The organism is Moorena sp. SIO3I8 (assembly GCF_010692325.1).
In the GTDB taxonomy this organism is placed as follows: domain Bacteria; phylum Cyanobacteriota; class Cyanobacteriia; order Cyanobacteriales; family Coleofasciculaceae; genus Moorena.
Genome location: NZ_JAAHHW010000233.1, coordinates 1 through 4,252 on the forward strand (window position 1 = coordinate 1; position 4,252 = coordinate 4,252).

Here is a 4,252-nt window from a genome sequence, read left to right on the forward strand (position 1 = left end):
GGACTTTATCGAGAATCTGCACACAGGTTCCGATTACTCTTCCCCTCTCATCTCGGCAGGCTGAGGGATGCACTCCTCAGAAAACCATTTCAGGTTTCGATTCATTCAGACGCTTTCACGTCGCACAACGACCACAGTTTTATTTTAGCACAAAAAATTGCCTATTATAACATATGTTTTAAATTTTTGTAACGAATTGGAAGTAGGGAACAGGGAACAGGGAATAGGGAATAGGGAATAGGGAGTAGGGAGTAGGGAGTAGGGAGTAGGGAATAAAAATTCTCACAATTAATTTAAGTACTAAAAGTTCTCACTAATTAATTAACTAAATTAGTGGGAAGTAGTGCGATGCTCCTTTGGAGCCGCTACGCGATCGCATTTCCCAATTCCCAATTCCCGACTCCTGATTCCCGATTCCCGATTCCCGATTCCCTATTCCCCTTGTCAATTCTCTTTTTTTCCATTAAACTAGTATTATCGGAATAGTTAAGGAGGAGTCCACTGATGAACAAGTGTGTTGGTACCACTGAAGCCGCATCTCTGTTAGGAATTTCGTCTCGGCGATTGCGCCAACTCCTAGAGAAGGGTCGGGTCAGGGGTGCTTATAAAAGTGGGAAATTCTGGATTATTCCTCTGTTCAACCATTTGCCACAAATTACCAAAGGTAGCCGTGGACCGAAGGGCAAATGGCGTACCAGTCGTCCCCCGGCTTTAGCGAAGATTAATGTCAACCGCAATCACATTGGCTCGAATATGCACAAAAGCCGGGAAGAGCGGAAGCCAGTGATTTCAGTAAAACGAAAGGGTACCAATCTCTACGGCAACGAAGTCGAAATCCTCGGTCCTTGTAAGATTGTCTATCAGCCAGATCATCCCCTCGATTGTGGCGCTCGTCTGTGGATCGAAACCTTCAGTGATATTCACTTCATTGGTGGCAGTTTCCCCGCTAGCAGCTGAGCAGGGGAGATGGGGTGATGGGGGAGTGTGGGGCGGGGGCGCGGGGAGATGGGGTGATGGGGAGATAGGGAGATGGGGAGATGGGGAGATAGGGAGATGGGGAGATAGGGAGATGGGGAGATGGGGAGATGGAGAGATGGGGCGTGAATTCTTGTCCACTGTTCCCGACTCCCGACTCCTGTTCCCTGTTCCCTGTTCCCTGTTCCCTGTTCCCTGTTCCCCACTCCCGATTCCCGATTCCCGACTCCCGTTCCCCTCCTGGGAGGGGTTAGGGGTGGGTTCCGATTCCCGATTCTTAATTCTTAATTCTTAATTCTTAATTCTTAATTCCCCATTCCTACAAAATCATCGGGATCGGATTAAGTTGATCTTCCCTTAAGGGTTCCGCGAACAAGCCTAACTTAACGGGGACATCATACAACCGACCGGGGGCGAATCTTGCCCAAAAATGGCGCATCCCTGGTACAATCACCTTGACTACATTTAAGCCAATATCCGGGCGGGTTTGGTCTAGAACTAGGGTTTCCATGCCTGCGGACTGGGCAATGTTGACACAGGTTATGACATCCTCATAAATATCATCACTCCACTGTTGAGCATAGTCACTGTGATGCTTGAGGGGAATGTCAGGATTGGGAACCATGTAGGGATGCTCTTTGCGGTTTAGATTATGCTTATTCCATTCCTCCCAAGCACCGGTTTCACTGGGTTCCACGTCATCCACATAAAATCCCAGTTGGTTCATCTCTGTGACTGCCCGTAAAATGGCAATCCGAGGATCGAGATGGGCACCAAACCCGGCAATAATCCCTTCTTGTTCCTGATCGGTGCGGGCTGAGACGGCAGCAAAGGCGGGAATGCCTAAATCACTGGTAATATCCAGCACCCACAAATCACGTTTGCGATCGCGGTATAGTTGTTGTAACTCTACCAGATAGGGGTCATCAAAGCTGGCTAAATCCACTCCCGGACATTGCAGGCAGTTGTACCACCAAATAGCCACGCTATCCCGTTCCACCAATTCCATAAAGCCCTGCAAAATCGCTTCTTCCAAGGTATTGCCAGCAGCATTGCCATTGGAGTCACCGGAACAGAAGTGATGATCCTTTGATGGGGGATAGTTGTAATAACAGAAGGCAGTGGGTAGATAGCTATGGGTTTGTGTCACTAAAGACCAAACAGGTGTCCATTCAATGGCTTTGCTGCTATCAAACCGTTGCGGCACCCAATTGTGATCGACTCGGGCTTTGTTCAAGGTTTCTCGGTGAGCGTACTGATACTCACTAAACTGCATCACCTGTTCGGGAGGAATAGCAGTATCTCCCAACTCCCCTAAGGTAGAAACAATCCGGGGTTCATCCCCATGATAGATACTGGAATAGCGTTCTACCGCTTCACAGAACCCACTGGCTTTGGCTTGACGGTCAGTTTTCCCTTTGCCAGCACTTTTATGACCCAACAGACGACGCAAACGGTTCAAATTATTGGTGGCAGCACCGTAACTATGAATAGCATGATAGGTATGGAGCAGGGCACTGTCTGGGTCAGAGGAACGGACTAGGGCACTGACAACTCCGGTGATGGGACTAACCAGGTGTTGGTAGCGTTTCAGGGTTTGATCGGGAGTAAAGGCACGATGCCCGCCATCGGTAGTGTATTGCTTTTTACGATTGACTAAGGTAACCGGTTGATGAGCGCGATCGCTTAAAAGTTGCGGATTCCCACAAGCAGCACATTGGGGACGATGGGAGAGCTGATGGGTTTCAGTGCTAAGGTTAGTTTGATTGAGGGTAATCACTTTCCCCACCAACGTGGCCAAGTTAGCTGTTTCCTCTACCCCCAGTTGCACTATCCATTTAGCGACTTCAGTGGTAATTAAATTCAGGCCAGTCTCTAAGGTAGAACTGAGGAAAGCATTAGAAGTAGGCAAACACCCCGTCACCCGACCAAACTCAACTTGATGATTCGGGGTTTGAGACTGATTAACAGTTTCTGATTGTGTTTGGGTCAATTCTTCTCCCCGATTCCCGATTCCCGATTCCCGATTCCCGATTCCCGATTCCCGATTCCCGACTCCCGACTCCCGATTCCCCTCTTCTGCAAGACGTCTCGCCTTTCCCTTCTGCTTCAGCACCGACGCTTCCACTTCCCGGTTGCCCCGCAGACGATGGGCCAAACATTCCCAACAGCCAGTTATTCCTGGTTCAAAGATCGGACCAAACCACAACAGTCCTCCTATTGGTTTCGCCAACAGCCAGGGTTGGTTAGTATCTAGGGCGACTTGATTAATCTCTGCTAGTTCCGGTTGTAGATAGTCATCGGTAAGCACTACTAACAGAGTGGGTAAATCGGTGACTGGGGGTTTACCTGTCCAGGGTTGGGTTTGAATGCCAACGGTTGTGAGTTTATCGGTCAAGGGTTTAGTTGAAATATTCCCCACAGCAGTGACATAAACTACTACTTGCCGCAAACAATCATAAGCAGTTTGGGGTTCTACTCCCAGCAAACTCCAGAAAGCAGCAGCAGCGTCTGACAATTCAGGCACTTTGGCAGCGATGTACCCTTTGTCATACAAATTTTCGATCACATAAGCCACCTGGTCTGGGTCAGCGTGCTCTGTCAGTCGTTCACAAATTTCCTCGTAGGTATACTGACCATCCAGCAGGGGCATCAGATGACAGTAAAATTCCCCCGTTAAAGCGTGGGTGGCGTTTTCTGCCAATAGATAAACATGATTGGGTTCAATGATTTCAACGCGATAATGGGGACGGATTTGTAAGAGTGGTTCCATGTTTCTGGTGGGGAGTCGGGAATCGGGAGTCGGGAGTCGGGAGTCGGGAGTCGGGAGTCGGGAGCGGTGCGACCCGTGGCGAATTTAATTCGCCTACGGAAAGCGCACCGAGGGAGTGGGCACTTGCCTGTCACTCTCGGAAAACATTTGTTTATTAAAAATAGAGCTAAAGTATACTAAGGGATTGACCGAGGGGTCACGCGATCGCGTCCGCTGGATATTTTCCTGCTCAGAAATACAAAGCAATGATTATTGTAAAATAATTCGCTGTATTATTTTACTGATAAAGAAGCTTCTAGAGATTGCCCCACTCCCGATTTTACGATTCCCGATTCCCGATTCCCGATTCCCGATTCCCGATTCCCCTCTTTAAACAGAAAACCCCACAACCAGAATTGATCTAACTCCTAATCCTATTCCACCATCTGCACCAATTTCCCTAGAATAGGTTCGATGGGAGGCAGAAAATATTCCGCCATATCGAGGGTTACTGTTTTTTCTTCA

6 protein-coding genes are annotated in these 4,252 nt (G+C 48.5%); 4 read left to right on the top strand and 2 right to left on the bottom strand.

The annotated features are described in order from the left end of the window. The first annotated feature begins 348 nt into the window (after nucleotides 1–348). Genes F6K51_RS35415 through F6K51_RS35425 form a run of 3 tightly spaced genes read left to right on the top strand, consistent with a single transcriptional unit; the run spans nucleotide 349 to nucleotide 1,270 of the window. Nucleotides 349–486: a hypothetical protein gene (locus F6K51_RS35415; RefSeq protein WP_293030364.1), complete on the top strand. Its 138-nt coding sequence runs from the start codon at nucleotides 349–351 to the stop codon at nucleotides 484–486. An 18-nt stretch (nucleotides 487–504) separates the two neighbouring features. Beyond that, nucleotides 505–957: a helix-turn-helix domain-containing protein gene (locus F6K51_RS35420; RefSeq protein WP_293030367.1), complete on the top strand. Its 453-nt coding sequence runs from the start codon at nucleotides 505–507 to the stop codon at nucleotides 955–957. Further along, a complete protein-coding gene (locus F6K51_RS35425) occupies nucleotides 932–1,270 on the top strand; it encodes a hypothetical protein (RefSeq protein WP_293030370.1) in 339 nt (112 codons plus the stop codon). The genes F6K51_RS35420 and F6K51_RS35425 overlap by 26 nt, the downstream gene beginning before the upstream one ends. A 24-nt stretch (nucleotides 1,271–1,294) precedes the next feature. On the opposite strand, the gene F6K51_RS35430 is transcribed toward F6K51_RS35425, so the two are convergent. Beyond that, nucleotides 1,295–3,748, bottom strand: a complete 2,454-nt coding sequence (locus F6K51_RS35430; protein ID WP_293030373.1) for a TOMM precursor leader peptide-binding protein — start codon at nucleotides 3,746–3,748, stop codon at nucleotides 1,295–1,297. Further along, a complete protein-coding gene (locus F6K51_RS35435; protein ID WP_293030376.1) occupies nucleotides 3,652–3,882 on the bottom strand; it encodes a hypothetical protein in 231 nt (76 codons plus the stop codon). Before F6K51_RS35435 ends, F6K51_RS35430 begins: the two co-directional genes overlap by 97 nt. 50 nt (nucleotides 3,883–3,932) lie before the next feature. On the opposite strand from F6K51_RS35435, the gene F6K51_RS35440 reads away from it, so the two are divergent. Beyond that, entirely contained in the window at nucleotides 3,933–4,121 is a 189-nt protein-coding gene (locus F6K51_RS35440; protein ID WP_293030379.1) for a hypothetical protein, read from the top strand. Nucleotides 4,122–4,252: the final 131 nt, after the last annotated feature.

Excerpts from the sequence above, each read along its gene's own strand:
- F6K51_RS35430 (WP_293030373.1), bottom strand. The coding sequence starts at position 3,748 with ATGGAACCACTCTTACAAATCCGTCCCCATTATCGCGTTGAAATCATT.
- F6K51_RS35415 (WP_293030364.1), top strand. The coding sequence starts at position 349 with ATGCTCCTTTGGAGCCGCTACGCGATCGCATTTCCCAATTCCCAATTC.
- F6K51_RS35420 (WP_293030367.1), top strand. The coding sequence starts at position 505 with ATGAACAAGTGTGTTGGTACCACTGAAGCCGCATCTCTGTTAGGAATT.